The following is a 15,642-nucleotide window of genomic DNA, read 5'->3' on the forward strand; positions in this document are numbered from 1 at the left end:
GCATCTCCCCCTCAGGGGGGGAGATCAGCAGCTTCGCTGTCCGGCCCTCTTCTGAAACGTTGGAGATTGGCGAAAGCCGGCGTGACATCCAATCTCCCCCCTTGAGGGGGAGATGTCCGGCAGGACAGAGGGGGGCGCTGTCCCGCTGACGCTCCGGTGATTACTAAGCCCCCAACGCATCGAGCCGGGCGCGTAGGGCTGCGACTTCCTGCTCCAGCGATTCCACCCTCGCTTCCAGATCGGATGCAGGCATGACATGCGTACTCCGCTGCGCCGACAACGCCGCGACATCCACCGGACCCGCAAGCAGATGCACGTAACGGTCCTCGCGCTGGCCTGGCCCGCGCGGTATCTCCTGGATCAGTGGCGGCCTACGGCCGATCAGCATGTCGAGTTCGGCGCGCAGATCCTCGATCGAGGAAAACCGCGCCATGCGCTCAGCCCGCGCCAGGAGCTCATGCGCTGTCTGCGGTCCGCGCAACAGGAGCAGGCCGACCACCGCGGTCTGCGGCGTGGTCAGCGAGAAGCGCTGCGCCATCTGATGCTCATAGCGCTCGACGCGCGAGCCGAACATCTGCCGCACCAGCCCCTTCTGCTCGAGAAGCTTCAGCGTCCGGTGCACCTCCGTCTGCTCCAGCGCCATGACAGGCTCGCGCGCCGTCTTCTGGTTGGCGGCGGCAAGTGCCGCATTCAGCGTCAGCGGATAGACATCCGGCGTCAGCTCCTTCTTCTCGATCAGGCAGCCGAGCACGCGGGCTTCGACGGGATTGAGGATGGGAAGGTCTTCGCTCATGGCAGTTCAGCCTCCCGGCGGTAAAACTCGGTTGCAAGGGCATGTTTGCGCGCCTGGCCGGCTTCGTCCCTGACGGCGCCGGCAAGGTTCATTTCGTGGTGACCATAGCGCGCTTCCAGATAGCGCGCGATTGCGGTCGGGATGAGACCCGATCCCATCTCGCGCGTCCGGCTTTTGCGCTCGATCAGGCCGCGGATTTCGTCGCTGGCCTGAGCCGGTACCTCGGTCTGGTCGAGGCATTCGCCCAGGTTCATCGGCGGCAGGCTGGCAAAGCCGCGCTGCTCCATCCAGTCTAGCGCCACCAGCGGGCGGATCAGGTAGAATAGTTTCTTCAACTTCACCTCATCGGCAAAACTGCCGATCTTGGCGACATGCGAGCGCGCAAGGCCGAGATAGTGGTGCGATACTTTCGCCGGATCGACGATCTCGGCCAAAAGGTCGAGAAGACGGCGGCGAAACCCCGCAACCTCTTCGTAGATGATCGGCGATTTTGCCCATTCGACGATGACGGCATTGCCGCCAAGCGCCAACAGCAACGCCTTCCTCAGGTCCCAGCCGCCTGCATCGATCTCGCCCTTGATCGGAAACTCGATGACGTCGCGCGCCTGCTGCAGCACGAGGTGATCGCTCACCGGCCTGACATAGACAAAGCGGCAGTCATAGTCGCTGTCGGGAGATGGAAAGCCCCAGGCGCGGCTGCCGCTTTCGATGGCGAACAGGATTTTTACGCCCTGGCTTCGCACCAGATCGAGGCGAGCCCTGAGTGCCGCGACGGCGTCCGGCGAAAAGTCCGCGGGTAGTTTCGGCGTCAGACTCGGCGCTCCACCATCATCTTCTTGATTTCGGCAGCCGCGTCGCCGAAGGCGCGTAAAAAGGAAAAACGATCGCGGTCATACTCGCCGCTCCACCATCATCTTCTTGATCTCCGCGATCGCCTTGGCCGGGTTGAGCCCCTTGGGGCAGGTCTGCGCGCAGTTCATGATGGTGTGGCAGCGATAGAGCCGGAACGGGTCTTCGAGATTGTCGAGCCGCTCGCCCTTGGCCTCGTCGCGGCTGTCGATCAGCCAGCGATAGGCTTGCAGCAGCGTGGCCGGGCCGAGATAGCGGTCGCCGTTCCACCAATAGCTCGGGCACGAGGTCGAGCAGCAGGCGCACAATATGCACTCGTAGAGCCCGTCGAGCTTCTCGCGGTCCTCATGGCTCTGCAGCCATTCCTTGGCCGGCGTCGGCGAAACCGTCTGCAGCCAAGGCTGGATAGAAGCATGCTGAGCGTAGAAATTGGTGAGGTCGGGCACCAGATCCTTGACCACCTGCATATGCGGCAGAGGGTAGACTTTGACGGCGCCGGAAATGTCGTCGCAGCCCTTGGTGCAGGCCAGCGTGTTGGAACCGTCGATGTTCATGGCACAGGAGCCGCAAATGCCTTCGCGGCAGGAGCGGCGCAAGGCCAGCGTCGGGTCGATCTTGTTCTTGATGTAGAGCAGCGCGTCGAGCACCATCGGTCCGCAATCGTCCATGTCGACGAAATAGGTGTCGATGCGCGGGTTCTCGTCATCGTCCGGCGACCAGCGGTAGATGCGATATTCCCGCAGGTTGGTGGCGCCCTCCGGCTTCGGCCAGGTCTTGCCCGGCTGCACCTTCGAGTTCTTGGGAAGCGTGAGTTCGACCATTACCGCAGGTCCTTTCGGATGACGAGCTTCAGCCCGGACCAGATTTCGTTGACGGCAGCGACCTTGACGTCGACCAGGTCGCGCTTCAGCGCTTCAGCGCGAACGACGCTTTCGGTGACATCGGTCGGCACTTTCGATGCCTTTTTCGGCCAGGACACCCAGACCATGCCATCGCGCTTGATCGCCGCTTCGACATCGCCGAGACGATCCTCGATCTCAGTGCGCTGCCGGGTGAAGGCGTGGACGGCATCGTATTTCAGGGTCGTTCCCGAAATGTCAGACCACTCGCCCAGCCGGTGAACCTGAGCGAAGTCGACTGCATCAGCAAGATCGCTGAGATCGTCGGGCAGCGCGATGAATGCCGCGACCATCCCGTCCTTCAGGCCAAGCTTGGCCGGAAGCGGCGTGCCCGAATAGCCTGAGGTCGCCAGCGCCACCATCAATACACCCTGGCCTTGGGCGCGATCTTGGCGAGGCTGATGCCGCCGTCCTTTTCGGCCAGCAGCGGCTCGGTATGCACGGGACGATAGCTGAGCGTCACCTTGCCTTCTTCGCTGAGCCGCGCCAGCGTGTGCTTGCGCCAGACGTTGTCGTCGCGCGAGGCAAAATCCTCCCGCGCGTGCGCGCCACGGCTCTCCTTGCGTGCCTCGGCGCCGTAGACCGTGGTGATGGCATTGGCCATCAGATTTTCCAGTTCCAGCGTCTCGACCAGATCGGAGTTCCAGATCATCGAGCGGTCGAACACCTTGATGTCCTTGAGCTCGGTCCAGATCTCCGAAATGCGCTTGCAGCCATTCTCCAGCGATTCCTGCGTGCGGAACACGGCGGCGTCTTCCTGCATCGCTTTCTGCATCTTTTCGCGCAGCACCGCGGTTGGCGTCGAACCATTGGCGTGGCGGAGCCGATCGAAGCGATCCATGATCTTTTCGACCGAGGCTTCGTTGGGCGAAGGGATCGCCGAATTGCGGTCGATGACCTGGCCGGCGCGGATTGCCGCGGCGCGGCCGAACACCACCAGATCGATCAGCGAGTTCGAGCCCAGCCGGTTGGCGCCGTGCACCGAGGCGCAGCCGGCTTCGCCCACCGCCATCAGCCCGGGCGACACCTGGTCGGGATTTTCGGCGGTAGGGTTCAGCACCTCGCCCCAGTAATTGGTCGGCACGCCTCCCATATTGTAGTGCACCGTCGGCAGCACCGGGATCGGCTCCTTGGTCAGGTCGACGCCGGCAAAGATCTTGGCCGATTCCGAAATGCCCGGCAGCCGCTCATGCAGCACCGCCGGATCGAGATGGTCCAGATGCAGGAAGATGTGGTCCTTCTTCTTGCCGACGCCGCGGCCTTCGCGGATCTCCAGCGTCATGCAGCGCGAGACGACGTCGCGCGAGGCCAGATCCTTGGCCGACGGCGCGTAGCGCTCCATGAAGCGCTCGCCCTCGGAATTGACGAGATAGCCGCCCTCGCCGCGCGCACCCTCGGTGATCAGGCAGCCGGCGCCGTAGATGCCGGTCGGGTGGAACTGCACGAACTCCATGTCCTGCAGCGGGAAGCCGGCGCGTGCCGCCATGCCGCCGCCGTCGCCGGTGCAGGTGTGCGCCGACGTGGCCGAGAAATAGGCGCGGCCATAGCCGCCGGTCGCCAGCACCACCATCTTGGCCGAGAAGCGGTGGATGGTGCCGTCGTCGAGGTTCCATGCGACGACGCCGGTGCAGGTGCCGTCCGGCTCCATGATCAGGTCGAGCGCGAAATACTCGATGAAGAACTGCGCGTTGTTCTTCAGCGACTGGCCGTAGAGCGTGTGCAGGATGGCGTGGCCGGTGCGGTCGGCGGCCGCACAGGTCCGCTGCACCGGCGGGCCGTCGCCATAGTTCATCATGTGGCCGCCGAACGGCCGCTGATAAATCTTGCCCTCTTCGGTGCGCGAGAACGGCACGCCGTAGTGTTCGAGTTCGTAGACCGCGGCCGGCGCTTCGCGCACCAGATATTCCATGGCGTCGACATCGCCCAGCCAGTCCGAGCCCTTGACGGTGTCATACATGTGCCACTGCCAGGAATCAGGGCCCATATTGGACAGCGAGGCGGCGATGCCGCCCTGGGCCGCCACCGTATGCGAGCGGGTCGGGAACACTTTGGTGATGCAGGCGGTGCGCAGGCCCTGCTCGGCCATGCCGAGCGTGGCGCGCAGCCCGGCGCCGCCGGCGCCGACGACCACCACGTCGAATTTGTGGTCGACATAGGTGTAAGCCGGGTTGGCTGATTTTGCGTCCTTGGCCAAAATCAGCCTCCAAATGCCAGCTTGAGCAGGGCGAAGATCGAGGCGACGCCGACCGCTATGGTGAAAAATGTGCTGAGCGCGATCGTCAGCAGCTTCAGGCCTTCGCTGATCACATAGTCCTCGATGATCACCTGCATGCCGAGCCGCATGTGGTAGAGCCCGGAGATCAGGAAAAGGATCATCACCAGCGCCACGAACGGATTGGCAAGCGCTGACCGCACCTCGGCATAGCCGGCGCCGTTGAGCGCAATGAGGAAGCCGACGAAGAACAGCGTCAGCGGAATGTTGGCGAGCGCCGTCAGCCGCTGGCGCCAGAAATGCTGTGTGCCCTCGTGGGACGAGCCGAGGCCACGAACCTTGGCCAGCGGCGTGCGCATATCGTTGCTGTTGTTGCCGCTCATCACAGGGCACCCCGCGCCATATAGCCGGCGACCCAGATCAGCAGCGTGAGCGCAACCGAGCCGGCGAGCGTCACCCAGGCGATCTTCGATGCCGTGTGTTTCTCGAGCCCGGCGCCGGTGTCCCAGACGAGGTGGCGCACACCGCCCAGCATGTGGTGCATCAGGGCCCAGGTGTAGCCGAACAGAATGAGGCGGCCGAGCCAGGTGCCGAAGGCCCAGTTGACCCAATCGAAGGCGCCTTGCGAACTCGCCGCCGCCATCAGCCAGCCCGCGACCAGCAGCGTGCCGAAATAGAGCGCGCCGCCGGTGATGCGATGAATGATCGACATCGTCATGGTGATCGGCGGCCGGTAGATCGTCAGGTGCGGCGAGAGCGGCCGTTCACGTCTGGCGGTTCGGGTGGCTGGTGATTTGCTCATGGCTGCCCCAGTTCGATGTCCGGAGCCGCGGTGGAAAGCGGCATTTACCGCCTCGATATATGACTTCAGACAGCCGGTTTCTAATGCTCTTTTTGCACCGCGTCAAAGCCAGAAAATCGTTTTGAAAACGTCATTTAGTCTGACAAAAGCCCGGCTTTCCGCTTCAATCGATTAGGGATCGGCCCGAAGCCGGCGCACGGTTCGCTGCAGTGCGAAAAAATCGTCTCGCACAAGCGCCCGGATGTGTTGAGATTCAGGTCAGGCCGAGTCGAAAATGGCTCATACCGAGAACCGGAGCGGAGCGTACTCAAGTACGTGAGCACCGGAAGCGCAGGTATGGGCCATTTGCAGGCCGGCCTCACCTGAATATCAACGCATCCGTCAGCGCTTGCAGGTCACCGGCGTCTTCCCACCCTTCATCACCAGCGCCTCGCGTCCGTCGATCACGATTGCGTCATGGGCCGCCCCATAGCGGCTGTTCTGGTTGGCAGGCGAGGCCGGCAGATCCTCCGCTGTGCCGTCGGCGCTGAGAACGTGCAGCGATGTGCCGAGATTCTCGATGGTGATCCTGTCGCCGCCGGCGCAGCTGTAGGTCGCGGTACGCGGTTGCGGCACGGCCGTTTCGATAGCGATGGGGGCAGCGGTCACAGGCGCGCCGGGCGCCATCAAGACGGCGGGAGCTCCAGCGCTTGCGGCCTTCGGCGCGTTGTTCTGCGGCACACAGGCAGCTGTGCTCAGCAAGGCAACAAGCGCAAGCGTTATCCGATAGGTCCGGCGTAACGCCATATGGTTGTCCTCCGCGCGGCAAACTGCTGTGCCCCAGGGCCTGATGGTGCGGCCAAGCATGGCCGAAAGATGGCCGGCGGGTTTTCCATACCGTCGGATATTAACCATGTTTGACGAGAGATCGCCGCTGGATGCGCCTGCCCTCTTAACAAAGGTTAATAAAAGGTTAATTTCCGATTCGAACGGGTCCAGAGCAGAGAGGACACCCATGCTTACGAATTCGGGAAGAACGCGCCTTGCAGCGCTTGTGCTGGCCGCAGCCAGTCTCGGCTTCGCTGCCCCGGCAATGGCCTGGTCGCGTCATCATGACCGCGTCTATGCCGATTCCTTCGGCAATCTCGTCATCGACAGCGCCGCCGGCTACAAGCGCATCATCGTCGGCGAAGGCAAACTGGCCAAGAAATTGTCCGACTACACCAGTGCCGGCCAGCCGGAAGCAGAACCCGAAGTCCTTTATGAAGACGAGGCGGACCACGTCTCCAGACGTGGCTGCTATCAGCCGCCGGTGTTCGTGAAGGGCCGCTCCTATATGTACGGCCTCTCTGACGGCGAGATGCCCAACCTCAGCCTTTGCCGTTAGAGCATGATCCCGAAAAGTGGGAACCGGTTTTCGGAAAAGATCATGCTCCAACAAAGAGCTAAATCAGGATGGCGTTTCAACGAAACGTCATACTGATTTAGACCAATCGGTTTGGCCCGCCTTGGTGCCCGGCTGCCGCACGACGGTTAGCCCGGTCGAGACACGCACGCAGTTGCGGCCTGAGCCCTTGGCCTGATAGAGCGCGTCGTCGGCGCGCCGCAAAAGGTCGGAAAAGTATTCTCCCGCGTGAAGTTCGGCGACGCCGAAGCTGGCGCTGCAGCGGTGGTTCGCCGGCAGGCTCTCGATCGGCAAGGCGCCGAAGGCGCTGCGCGCGCCCTCGGCAAACAGCCTTGCAGCGGCAAGGTTGGTGCCTGGGAGGATGATAGCGAATTCCTCGCCGCCGATGCGGCCGGCGACATGATGGTCAGCCGCCGCATCGCGCAGGAAACCGGCGAAGGTCTCGATGACACGGTCGCCCGAAGCGTGGCCAAAACTGTCGTTGATGCCCTTGAAATGGTCGAGATCGGCAATGACCAGCGCCACCGGAACACCCTGGCGCATGGCGTCGCGCAGCGCCAGCTTGGCATGGCGCTCGAAGCCGCCGCGGTTGAGCAGCTGCGAGAGCATGTCGGTTTCGGACTTAGACGTCGCCTCGGCCAGCACGTCGCGAACCAGCACGGCCAGTATCAAAAGCGCCAGCGCCAGCGCGAACACGGTCCCCAGCGACTGCGATACCAGGGCGTAGCTGCTGTGCAGATAGGACTGCGGGTTGGCGCCCCAGCCGCCGAGAGCACCGGCAATAAATGGCTTTGAAGCGAACTGCACCGCACTGGAGGCCAGAACGGCCATCAGAGTGATGTCGAGCCACCCGCGTCTTTGCCTGGACAACCAGACGATGGCCAGCCCGACGAATTGCATGACGGCATAGGGAAGCTGATAGGCCATCATGCGGACAAGCGATTGCCGCGGCAGGTCCTGCACGAAATAGACGGCGACGGTGGCGAGGACCAGGAAGACCAGCATCGGCGCCCAGGGCGACGTCACCTCGTATTTGCGGGCGAGCCCGCCATTGAAGGCAATGGTGGCGCCGAGGAAAACCGCAAAGGCGGCGACAACCGGGGGGCGCGCATTGGCGAAGGCCGGGATGCTGAATTCGATGACACAATAGACTATGCCCAGGACATAGCCGAACGCCAGCCAGCGCGCCGCCGCACGCCCCACGCCATGAACAGCGATGGTCATGAAGGCCGCGGCCAGCAGGCCTGCGACGCACATGTTGATGACAAGAATGACGTCTGCGCTGCTCATGACCTCTTTCGCGCTCTGGTCAACAGCAAATCATCGACGCGCGAAAAAGACGTTAACACAGCCATTTAGAGCATGATTCCGAAAAGTGGAATCCGGTTCTTCGGCCAAGATCATGCTCAGACAAATAGACCGGGCGGTTCGCCGTTTCCGTGAAACGAGACGGTGAGCCGCTCTAAGTTTCTTGTTTACGCAATTCCGGACGGAAAACCGCGATGCACTTTTCCTGGAATTGCTCTAGCTGGCGCTGCCGGTGTCAGGAATGAACACCGTTTCGGCCCGCTCGTAGGACAGCCGGACGCTGTCGCGGCCGTTCTTCTTGGCCTTGTAGAGCGCCTCGTCGGCGCGTCGCATCAGCGGCTCCAGCCCTTCTTCGCCGGAGCGCGCCGCGACGCCGAAGCTCGCAGTCACCTTGGTGCCCGGCGGCAACCCGTCGACGTTGCCGGCCGAATAGTGCGTGCGCACGGCCTCGGCAAACAGCCGCGCCGTGGCAAGGTCGCTCAGCGACAAGAGCACGGCGAACTCCTCGCCGCCGATGCGCCCGGCAACGGCGCGCGCGCCGGCGGCGGCGCGAAGCTTGGCGGCGAAGTCGGCGATGACCTGGTCGCCCGTGGCGTGTCCATAGCGGTCGTTGAGCGCCTTGAAGTGGTCGAGATCGGCCAGCACCAGCGCGACCGGCACCTTTGCGGCGGCGCAATGCTCCAGCACCAGCAGGGCGCGCTCCTCAAAACCCCTGCGATTGAGCAGGCCGGACAGCGGGTCGGTATGCGTCTCGGTCTTCAGCGCCTTCATCACATCGAGTGCGGCGGCCGAGAACAGGCAGAGCGCGATCAGCAACGACAGCAGCGCGTGCGTCAGCAGCGCCGTCGTCCAGTAGGACGAGCCGTAGAAGCCGTCATAGCTGGTGAAAGGCCCGTGCGAGATGACGACGAGCAGCGTCCGACCGATGAAGTTCAGCCCGGACAGCAACGACAGCACGAACAGGATCTTTTCGGTCGGGCCGTTGTCGCGCACGACGCGCAGCTCGGCGGCGACCAGCAGGCTGAGGCCGCCAAAACCGAAATTGATGGACAGGATGCGCCAGGTGAGGTCCGGCTGGACGAACAGGTACCAGCAAAACGCAGCCAGCCCGCCACCCGCCAGAATGCCGATCGCGATATAGGGCACGCGCCTGCCGTAGCGCGCGATGATCGCGCCGACGAGGCAGCAGGCGGCAAAGGTGAAGCAGAGGTTGGAGGCGAGCTTGGTCAGCACCATGCCGACGGGCAAGGTAAAATATTGCAGCAGGAAGCCGGGCGCGGACACGCAATAGCTCGCGCCGAGCACCGCCAGGTAGGGCCGGTGGCGCTGGTAGAACCACAGCACGAGGAACGCCGCGCCGAGTGCCAGCGCGATCGTCGGATTGAGCAGCGCAATGAACAGACCGGTGTCCAAAGGACGGTGACTTCCCCGCTTGACGTCGGGGAAGACCTTAGAGCCCAAGCCCCAACAAGCGGTTAAGCGGGAGCGAATATGCAGGCAGCGCGGATCAAAAAAGACCCCGGAACCGCGATGCGGTCCGGGGCCCGATATGGATTATGAACTCCGCGCCGGAAGCCTATTTCCAGTCGCGGATGTCGACGAAATGGCCGGCGATCGCCGCTGCTGCCGCCATTGCCGGCGACACCAGATGGGTGCGGCCCTTGAAACCCTGCCGGCCCTCGAAATTGCGGTTCGAGGTAGAGGCGCAACGTTCATGCGGCTTCAGCCGGTCGTCGTTCATGGCCAGGCACATCGAGCAGCCTGGCTCGCGCCAGTCGAAACCGGCGGCGATGAAGATCTTGTCGAGACCCTCGGCTTCCGCCTGTTCCTTGACCAGGCCGGAGCCCGGCACGATCATCGCATCGACATGCGCACTCACGGTCTTGCCTTCGACCACCTTGGCCACGGCGCGCAGATCCTCGATGCGGCCATTGGTACAGGAGCCGATGAAAACCCGGTCGAGCGTGATGTCGGTGATCTTTGTGCCCGGCGTCAGCCCCATATAGTCGAGCGCGCGGATCTTTGAGGTGCGCTTGTTCTCGTCGGTGATCTCTTCGGGATTGGGAACGACGCCCTGCACCGAAACGACGTCCTCGGGCGAGGAGCCCCAGGAGACGATCGGCGGCAGCTTGGCCGCGTCGAGCACGATCACCTTGTCGAAATGCGCGCCTTCGTCGGACTGCAGCGTCTTCCAGTATTCGAGTGCTGCATCCCACGCAGCGCCCTTCGGCGCGCGGGGCTTGTCCTTGACATAGGCGAAGGTCGTTTCATCGGCCGCGATCAGGCCGGCGCGCGCGCCACCCTCGATCGACATGTTGCAGATGGTCATGCGGCCTTCCATCGACAGCGCGCGGATCGCCTCACCGGCATATTCGATGACGTAGCCGGTGCCGCCGGCGGTGCCGATCTCGCCGATGATGGCTAGGATGATGTCCTTGGCGGTGACGCCTTCCGGCAGCTTGCCGTCGACACGCACCAGCATGTTCTTGGCCTTGCGCTGGATCAGCGTCTGCGTCGCCAGCACATGCTCGACCTCGGATGTGCCGATGCCGTGCGCCAGCGCACCGAAGGCGCCGTGCGTGGAGGTGTGGCTGTCGCCGCAGACGATGGTCATGCCGGGCAGCGTAAAGCCCTGTTCCGGACCGATAATGTGGACGATGCCCTGGCGGATATCGTTTTCGGAATAATATTCGACGCCGAAATCCTTGGCGTTCTTGGCCAAGGCCTCGACCTGGATCCGGCTTTCCTCGTTCTTGATGCCGAACTTGCGCTCGGGCGAGGTCGAGACATTGTGATCGACCACGGCCAGCGTCTTTTCCGGATGCCGGACTTTGCGGCCGCTCATGCGCAGGCCTTCGAAGGCCTGCGGGCTGGTCACTTCATGGACCAGGTGACGGTCGATGTAGAGCAGGCAGGTGCCGTCGTCCTGGCGGTCGACGACATGCTCGTCGAATATCTTGTCGTAGAGGGTGCGCGGTGCGCTCATGTGCGTAAATCCGTCGATTTGCAAAAGGGGAAGAGGTGAGGCGCCGGACAACGACCGGCGCGCCGGACGGCTCAGCTAAGTCGGCTGGTGAGCGCGCCGGAAACGCGCGCAGAGAAACGCGACGGCAGGCGTTTTCTGTCCTGCAGCACGAAACCCTTGTAGGCCGGATCGCCAAAAAGCTCTTCCATGGCGTGGCTCATACCAATGTTTTGGCTTTTCGGCAATTGCGGCGAGCTTAGCAGAACTTGCGTTCCTCGCTCTCACTTCCGCACTTCGGGGAGAGGAAGGGCACCAAGGTCGGCGAACTCGCGCCTTTCCTCTCCCCCGTCGATCGGGGGAGAGGTGTCGAGCGAAGCTCGACGGAGTGGGGGTCGACCCTCAGCGCGGTGCAGGAAGATTCTTGCGCCTTGGTCCCTTTTCAAAGTCCGTTGGCTACGATTGCCAGGTGGTTCCCCCACTCCGTCGCTGCTTCGCAGCGCCACCTCTCCCCCCTCCGGAGGGAGAGGAAGGGCGTCAAGGTCGGCGAACTCGCCACTCACACCACCTCAAACACAAACGTCTTCACCAGCGCGTCCGGCTCGGCGATGGCGTAGCAGCGAAACCATGGGCTTTGCTCGACCGGCTGCCATTTCCCGGCCTGCTCCAGTTCGTCGAACACGGCCTGGAAGCCGCCGGTTTCGAACACCTGGTCGCGCACGGTGAAGATGGCGTGGCCGCCCTTTCTGGTGATGCGGACAAGCTCCTGCAGCCCGGACGCCGGCGCATGGCTGATGGTGAACACGCCGGTCGAGAAGAAGGCGCGAAAGTGGCCGTCGGGCCAGGGCAGCCGACCGCCCAGCATCGCGTTTTTCAAATCGCCATAGGCCCCACGGCTCCCGGCGATCTTCAGCATGTCGTCGGACAGGTCGAGCCCGGCAATGTCGTGATAGCCGAGCGCCTTCAGCGACGGACCCGACAGGCCGGTGCCGCAGCCGGCGTCGAGCAGCGGGCCTTGCCCCGCCGGCACATGGCGCGCCACCCAGGCGGTGATCAGGAACGGCAAGAGATAACCGAGCGAGGCGGTCTCGCTGTCATAGGTCGCGGCCCAGTCGGCATAGGCCTTGGCCAGCCCTTCCGGCGTGTCGGCCGAATAGACAGAATCCAGCGCCGCATTGGCCTTGTCGACATTCATCGATATCCTCCCGGCACGATCCGGTCGCGATCGTAGCCCGGTCGTCGCGGAACTTCTATTCCTCCTGCGCCCGCCGCAGTCGCTGCTCCAGGGCGCGCAGCGCCAGCGACAGGCCGACGGTCAGGATGAGGTAGATATAGGCGACGATCGAATAGGTCTCGAAGAAGCGGAACGAGCCGGCGGCGTAGATCTTGCCCATCTGGGTGATGTCGGCGACGCCGAGCACCGAGACCAGCGACGAATCCTTGACCATGGCGACGAAGTCGTTGCCGAGCGGCGGCAATATGGTGCGGATCGCCTGCGGAAACACGATCAGCCGGAAGCGCTGCGTGCGCGACAACCCCAACGCCTTGGCAGCCTCGATCTGGCCCTTCTCGACCGCCTGGATGCCGGCGCGAAACACCTCGGAGATGAAAGCCGAATAGCCGATGGTCAGCGCCATGATGGCGCGCCACAACAGCGAGACGTCGCGCACCAGCAGTTCGCCGAAAAATCCGGCATTCTGCAGCGGCGCGGTCAGTGCGTTCCAGGCCGCGACGAAGGCCGGCGCGCCGGCAAAGGCGATCCAGAACAACAGCACCAGGATCGGCACGCCACGGATGATCTCGACATAGAAGCGGGCGATTTGCCTGAGCCAGCGCGACCCCGACAGCCCCATCAAGGCGATGCCGAGCCCAATGGCTGAGGCCAGCGCAAAGGCGACCACGGTGACGAAGACGGTGATGCTGATGCCCTTGGCCACGGTGGCGAAAACCTGGGCGTAGAGATCGCTGGCGGCAATAAAGAGCGCGGCCAAGACGGCAAGCACGATCGCGACAGCCAGCCACCAGGGGAAGTCGGATTTGGGGGTTGAGGCGGGGGGCATCAGTTCCCAATGCCGATGAACAGCTGCCTTCGCAAGAACTGCTGATCTCCCCCCTTGCGGGGGAGATGTCCGGCAGGACAGAGGGGGGTGCCGTCCCTCCAGCCTGTCAACCGGTCATAGGCACAACCTTTGGCCGGATTCTGTTTGGAAAAGCTCGAAATGAAAAGGGGGCGCTCCGGCACACCCCCCTCTGCCCTGCCGGGCATCTCCCCCGCAAGGGGGGAGATTGGCAGCTTTGCCGACTGTAGCGACAACAGCGCCTACTGCCCCATCTTGTAATCAAGAAACCACTTCTTGTTCAGCGCTTCGAGCGTGCCGTCGGCCTTGAGCGCCGCGATTGCCGCGTTGACCGGCTTCACCAGGTCCGAGCCCTTCGGGAAGATGAAGCCGAAATCCTCGGTGCCGAGCGGGCCACCGATCAGCTTGAGCTTGCCTTCGGAGGCATCGACATAGCCCTTGCCGGCGGTGCCGTCAGTCAGGACGACATCGACGTCACCGGACTTCAGTGCCTGCACGGTGGCGCCGAACGTTTCGAACAGCTTGATGCGCGGGTTCTGCTCATTGCCGTCGAGCACGCTGTAGACGGCGGTGTAGAAGGGCGTGGTGCCGGCCTGGGCACCGATCAGCCCGTCCTTGAAGGCGCCAAAGGTCTTGGCGTCGGTGAAGCGGCTTTCGTCGCCGCGTACCAGCATGAACTGTTCCGAGCGCATATAGGGGTCGGAGAAATCGACCTTCTCCTTGCGGTCGTCCTTGATGGTGATGCCGGTCATGCCGATGTTGTACTGGTTGTCGGAAACCGCCTGGATCATCGCATCCCAGGAGGTGTTCTGGTACTCGACCTTGAAGTTCAGCCGCTTGGCGATCTCGTCCATCGCGTCATATTCCCAGCCGATCTGCTTGCCGGTCTTGGCGTCGATGAACTGCAGCGGCGGATAGGCGTTTTCGGTCACCACCACCACCTTCTTGCCGCCGAGATCGGGCAGCGCATCGGCCGCCCATGCACCGACGGGCGCGAGAAGACAGGCCGCAAGCGCAGCCAGCAGCAGTTTCGATTTGGTCATGACACACTCCAGGGTGAGAAGCCCATATACAGCCGGGCTCGCATGAAAATCCGGGCGCGACTTTAGCCGTCCGCAGACGGCTTGCAAGCCGGTCCGGTACTTAAGGCCGGGTGAAAGTGGATTTCAATGCCTTTAACCGGCGCGGTTTTAGAACGCTTCGCGGTCGGCATTTATTCCGTGCCCGCCACGGCAAACTAGGCCGCTCGCGGGCAGAAGGGAAACCGTCAAATGACGGGTCAGGATGTTGACGTCGCGTCACGCAATTTGGCGACAAACCCGGTCAAGGTGCGGTGCAGCGACCTTAGCTCCTCGACTTCCAGCGGCATGGCGCAGGCAAGGCCTGCGGAAACGTCCTTGATGCGGGCGCGCAGCGCCTGGCCCTTTGCCGTCGGTTCGACCAGCACGCGGCGCTCGTCGGCCGGATCGCGCCGGCGGGTGACGAGGCCACCCACCTCGAGCCGCTTGAGCAGCGGCGTCAATGTCGCCGAATCCAACCCCAGCGCCTCGCCGAGCTCGCCGACCGTGCTCGGCGCATGCTGCCACAGCGCCAGCATCGCCAGATATTGCGGATAGGTCAGGCCGAGCGGGTCGAGCAGCGGCCGATAGAGCTTGGTCATCAGCCCGCTTGCCGAATAGAGCGCGAAGCAGAGCTGCTGGTCGAGGCGCGGAACAGCGATCGTCCCGGCGGTATCCGCCGGGACTTCGCTGGCTCTGGTTTCGGTCGTCGTCGTCATGCTGCCTTTGCCGGAAGCGCCACAGTCGAAAGCGCCACCTCGATATTGCCCTTGATGGCATTGGAATAGGGGCAGATCTTGTGCGCTTCCGATACAAGCGCTTCCGCCGCCGCCTGATCAAGGCCTTTCGTCTCGGCGGCGAGCGCGACACCGAGCTTGAAGCCTTCGCCATTGGGAAGCAGGCTGACGGTCGAGGTCACCGACGCATCGGTCAGCGGCAGCTTCTGCTTGCGCGCGACGAAGCGGAGGGCGCTTTCGAAGCAGGCGGCATAGCCGACCGCGAACAGCTGCTCGGGATTGGTGGCGCCACCCGCTCCGCCGAGTTCCCTGGGCAAAGCGAGGTCGACCTTGAGCAGGCCGTCGCTGGTCTCGCCATGGCCGGCGCGGCCGCCAGTGACGTGGGCCTGTGTGGTGTAGAGTGCGGACATTTCAGTTCTCCAATTATCTTGTGCACGATTATTTAGTGTACAAGATAATTGCCTGTCAACAGCCGCAACCGGATTCTCGGCCGACAATCGTTCACACTCCGGTGAAACGAAAAAAGGCGGCCGAAGCCGCCTTTTCAAAATCCTTGGCCG

At 63.3% G+C, this 15,642-nt stretch carries 17 protein-coding genes; 1 reads left to right on the forward strand and 16 read right to left on the reverse strand.

Going from position 1 to position 15,642, the window contains the following annotated elements:
- Positions 1-163: 163 nt before the first annotated feature.
- The 8 genes from AC1DYC_RS21560 to AC1DYC_RS21595 form a co-directional block, all read right to left on the reverse strand.
- Positions 164-793 carry a YceH family protein gene (locus AC1DYC_RS21560; protein WP_477409747.1) on the reverse strand — a complete coding sequence of 210 codons (630 nt, stop codon included), beginning with the start codon at positions 791-793 and terminating at the stop codon, positions 164-166.
- Positions 790-1,536 carry a nucleotidyltransferase domain-containing protein gene (locus AC1DYC_RS21565; RefSeq protein WP_477409749.1) on the reverse strand — a complete coding sequence of 249 codons (747 nt, stop codon included), beginning with the start codon at positions 1,534-1,536 and terminating at the stop codon, positions 790-792. The genes AC1DYC_RS21560 and AC1DYC_RS21565 overlap by 4 nt, the downstream gene beginning before the upstream one ends.
- Before the next feature lie 147 nt (positions 1,537-1,683).
- Positions 1,684-2,463 (reverse strand): succinate dehydrogenase iron-sulfur subunit, encoded by a 780-nt coding sequence (locus AC1DYC_RS21570; RefSeq protein ID WP_142867244.1) that lies wholly within the window; start codon positions 2,461-2,463, stop codon positions 1,684-1,686.
- On the reverse strand, positions 2,463-2,900 hold the full coding sequence (locus AC1DYC_RS21575; protein ID WP_477410107.1) for a DUF3052 family protein: 438 nt from the start codon (positions 2,898-2,900) through the stop codon (positions 2,463-2,465). Before AC1DYC_RS21575 ends, AC1DYC_RS21570 begins: the two co-directional genes overlap by 1 nt.
- Before the next feature lie 2 nt (positions 2,901-2,902).
- The gene (gene sdhA, locus AC1DYC_RS21580) at positions 2,903-4,735 is read right to left on the reverse strand and encodes a succinate dehydrogenase flavoprotein subunit (RefSeq protein WP_477409751.1); all 1,833 of its coding nucleotides are present in this window, start codon (positions 4,733-4,735) and stop codon (positions 2,903-2,905) included.
- Positions 4,736-4,737: 2 nt separating this feature from the next.
- Entirely contained in the window at positions 4,738-5,136 is a 399-nt protein-coding gene (gene sdhD / locus AC1DYC_RS21585) for a succinate dehydrogenase, hydrophobic membrane anchor protein (RefSeq protein ID WP_477409753.1), read from the reverse strand.
- Complete coding sequence (gene sdhC / locus AC1DYC_RS21590) at positions 5,136-5,555, reverse strand: succinate dehydrogenase, cytochrome b556 subunit (RefSeq protein ID WP_477409755.1); 420 nt, start codon at positions 5,553-5,555, stop codon at positions 5,136-5,138. The genes sdhD and sdhC overlap by 1 nt, the downstream gene beginning before the upstream one ends.
- A 381-nt stretch (positions 5,556-5,936) precedes the next feature.
- Positions 5,937-6,341, reverse strand: coding sequence for a hypothetical protein (locus AC1DYC_RS21595; RefSeq protein ID WP_477409757.1), 405 nt, complete (start codon positions 6,339-6,341; stop codon positions 5,937-5,939).
- Between the two features lie 208 nt (positions 6,342-6,549).
- Between AC1DYC_RS21595 and AC1DYC_RS21600 the strand changes: the two genes are divergently transcribed.
- On the forward strand, positions 6,550-6,921 hold the full coding sequence (locus tag AC1DYC_RS21600; protein WP_477409759.1) for a hypothetical protein: 372 nt from the start codon (positions 6,550-6,552) through the stop codon (positions 6,919-6,921).
- A gap of 87 nt (positions 6,922-7,008) precedes the next feature.
- Here the strand turns inward: AC1DYC_RS21600 and AC1DYC_RS21605 are convergent, their stop codons facing one another.
- The 8 genes from AC1DYC_RS21605 to AC1DYC_RS21640 all read right to left on the reverse strand — a co-directional run bounded on the left by AC1DYC_RS21605 (position 7,009) and on the right by AC1DYC_RS21640 (position 15,492).
- On the reverse strand, positions 7,009-8,229 hold the full coding sequence (locus AC1DYC_RS21605) for a GGDEF domain-containing protein (protein WP_477409761.1): 1,221 nt from the start codon (positions 8,227-8,229) through the stop codon (positions 7,009-7,011).
- A 234-nt stretch (positions 8,230-8,463) separates the two neighbouring features.
- Positions 8,464-9,660: a GGDEF domain-containing protein gene (locus tag AC1DYC_RS21610; RefSeq protein WP_477409763.1), complete on the reverse strand. Its 1,197-nt coding sequence runs from the start codon at positions 9,658-9,660 to the stop codon at positions 8,464-8,466.
- A gap of 163 nt (positions 9,661-9,823) precedes the next feature.
- Positions 9,824-11,233: a 3-isopropylmalate dehydratase large subunit gene (leuC, locus tag AC1DYC_RS21615; protein WP_477409765.1), complete on the reverse strand. Its 1,410-nt coding sequence runs from the start codon at positions 11,231-11,233 to the stop codon at positions 9,824-9,826.
- A gap of 535 nt (positions 11,234-11,768) precedes the next feature.
- The gene (locus tag AC1DYC_RS21620; protein WP_477409767.1) at positions 11,769-12,404 is read right to left on the reverse strand and encodes a class I SAM-dependent DNA methyltransferase; all 636 of its coding nucleotides are present in this window, start codon (positions 12,402-12,404) and stop codon (positions 11,769-11,771) included.
- 55 nt (positions 12,405-12,459) lie between these two features.
- Positions 12,460-13,269, reverse strand: coding sequence for an amino acid ABC transporter permease (locus AC1DYC_RS21625; RefSeq protein WP_477409769.1), 810 nt, complete (start codon positions 13,267-13,269; stop codon positions 12,460-12,462).
- Between the two features lie 260 nt (positions 13,270-13,529).
- Positions 13,530-14,330, reverse strand: coding sequence for a transporter substrate-binding domain-containing protein (locus tag AC1DYC_RS21630; RefSeq protein WP_477409771.1), 801 nt, complete (start codon positions 14,328-14,330; stop codon positions 13,530-13,532).
- A gap of 236 nt (positions 14,331-14,566) precedes the next feature.
- Complete coding sequence (locus AC1DYC_RS21635; protein ID WP_477409773.1) at positions 14,567-15,064, reverse strand: MarR family winged helix-turn-helix transcriptional regulator; 498 nt, start codon at positions 15,062-15,064, stop codon at positions 14,567-14,569.
- A complete protein-coding gene (locus AC1DYC_RS21640; RefSeq protein ID WP_477409775.1) occupies positions 15,061-15,492 on the reverse strand; it encodes an organic hydroperoxide resistance protein in 432 nt (143 codons plus the stop codon). The genes AC1DYC_RS21635 and AC1DYC_RS21640 overlap by 4 nt, the downstream gene beginning before the upstream one ends.
- Positions 15,493-15,642 lie beyond the last annotated feature (150 nt).

This window comes from Mesorhizobium sp. P2_E7 (assembly GCF_056403855.1).

What these genes read in the sequence shown, in the direction of transcription:
- AC1DYC_RS21635 (WP_477409773.1), bottom strand. Translation starts at nt 15,064, where the DNA reads ATGACGACGACGACCGAAACCAGAGCCAGCGAAGTCCCGGCGGATACC.
- AC1DYC_RS21600 (WP_477409759.1), top strand. Translation starts at nt 6,550, where the DNA reads ATGCTTACGAATTCGGGAAGAACGCGCCTTGCAGCGCTTGTGCTGGCC.
- AC1DYC_RS21620 (WP_477409767.1), bottom strand. Translation starts at nt 12,404, where the DNA reads ATGAATGTCGACAAGGCCAATGCGGCGCTGGATTCTGTCTATTCGGCC.
- AC1DYC_RS21570 (WP_142867244.1), bottom strand. Translation starts at nt 2,463, where the DNA reads ATGGTCGAACTCACGCTTCCCAAGAACTCGAAGGTGCAGCCGGGCAAG.
- AC1DYC_RS21605 (WP_477409761.1), bottom strand. Translation starts at nt 8,229, where the DNA reads ATGAGCAGCGCAGACGTCATTCTTGTCATCAACATGTGCGTCGCAGGC.
- sdhD (WP_477409753.1), bottom strand. Translation starts at nt 5,136, where the DNA reads ATGAGCGGCAACAACAGCAACGATATGCGCACGCCGCTGGCCAAGGTT.
- AC1DYC_RS21595 (WP_477409757.1), bottom strand. Translation starts at nt 6,341, where the DNA reads ATGGCGTTACGCCGGACCTATCGGATAACGCTTGCGCTTGTTGCCTTG.
- AC1DYC_RS21560 (WP_477409747.1), bottom strand. Translation starts at nt 793, where the DNA reads ATGAGCGAAGACCTTCCCATCCTCAATCCCGTCGAAGCCCGCGTGCTC.
- AC1DYC_RS21625 (WP_477409769.1), bottom strand. Translation starts at nt 13,269, where the DNA reads ATGCCCCCCGCCTCAACCCCCAAATCCGACTTCCCCTGGTGGCTGGCT.
- AC1DYC_RS21640 (WP_477409775.1), bottom strand. Translation starts at nt 15,492, where the DNA reads ATGTCCGCACTCTACACCACACAGGCCCACGTCACTGGCGGCCGCGCC.
- leuC (WP_477409765.1), bottom strand. Translation starts at nt 11,233, where the DNA reads ATGAGCGCACCGCGCACCCTCTACGACAAGATATTCGACGAGCATGTC.
- sdhC (WP_477409755.1), bottom strand. Translation starts at nt 5,555, where the DNA reads ATGAGCAAATCACCAGCCACCCGAACCGCCAGACGTGAACGGCCGCTC.
- AC1DYC_RS21630 (WP_477409771.1), bottom strand. Translation starts at nt 14,330, where the DNA reads ATGACCAAATCGAAACTGCTGCTGGCTGCGCTTGCGGCCTGTCTTCTC.